The sequence below is a fragment of the Rathayibacter tritici genome, from assembly GCF_002932875.1.
GTDB classification, from domain to species: domain Bacteria; phylum Actinomycetota; class Actinomycetes; order Actinomycetales; family Microbacteriaceae; genus Rathayibacter; species Rathayibacter tritici.
Genome location: NZ_PSWS01000089.1, coordinates 1 through 602, shown reverse-complemented (window position 1 = coordinate 602; position 602 = coordinate 1). Strand labels below are relative to the sequence as shown.

Below are 602 nucleotides of genomic sequence, written 5' to 3'. Positions count from 1 at the left end.
GGAGGCAGTGCGCGAGGTGATTGATAGGTCGCGATCCGTCGCGGACGTCGCTCGAGAGCTCGGACTGGTTCCGCAGACCCTCACTAATTGGGTGGCTGCGCATCGCCGAAGCAGTGCCGGCGGCGAAGAAGAACTGACCGTTCAGGACAGGGCGCGAATAAAGGAACTCGAACGGCGGGTCCGCGAACTCGAAGAGGAAAACCTGTTTTTGGGAAAAGCATCCGCGTTCTTCGCGAAGAAGTTCCGCTAGCCGCCAAGCTCGAACTCATTCGCCGCGAAGAACGCGACCCCAGCCGCACGCTATCAATCCGCGGACTGTGCCAGGCGGTCGGCGTCAATCGATCTAGCTATGACGAATGGCGCGATCGCAAGACCTCCGCAACCGCTGAATGGCGTATAGGTATCACCGAACTCATCCGAACAGCCTTTCAGGCCTCCGATGGCACCTACGGCTACCGCCGCATCACCGCGCAGCTGGCGCGGTGGGGCCGTCCAGTCGCCCACGAGACCGTCCGCCGGCTCATGCGCGCAGCAGGACTGGAACCCTGCCAGCCCAAGCCCTGGCGGCCGGTGACCACGACCCGAGGCGATCCGACTGACAT

The 602-nt window shown here is 63.1% G+C and carries 2 protein-coding genes; both read left to right on the top strand.

Annotated features, from left to right (window positions below):
- Nucleotides 1–250: transposase (locus C5D07_RS16235; protein WP_146079802.1), on the top strand; the 250-nt coding region annotated here is incomplete at its 5' end.
- Nucleotides 220–602: IS3 family transposase (locus C5D07_RS16495; RefSeq protein WP_428839192.1), on the top strand; the 383-nt coding region annotated here is incomplete at its 3' end. The genes C5D07_RS16235 and C5D07_RS16495, both read left to right, overlap by 31 nt.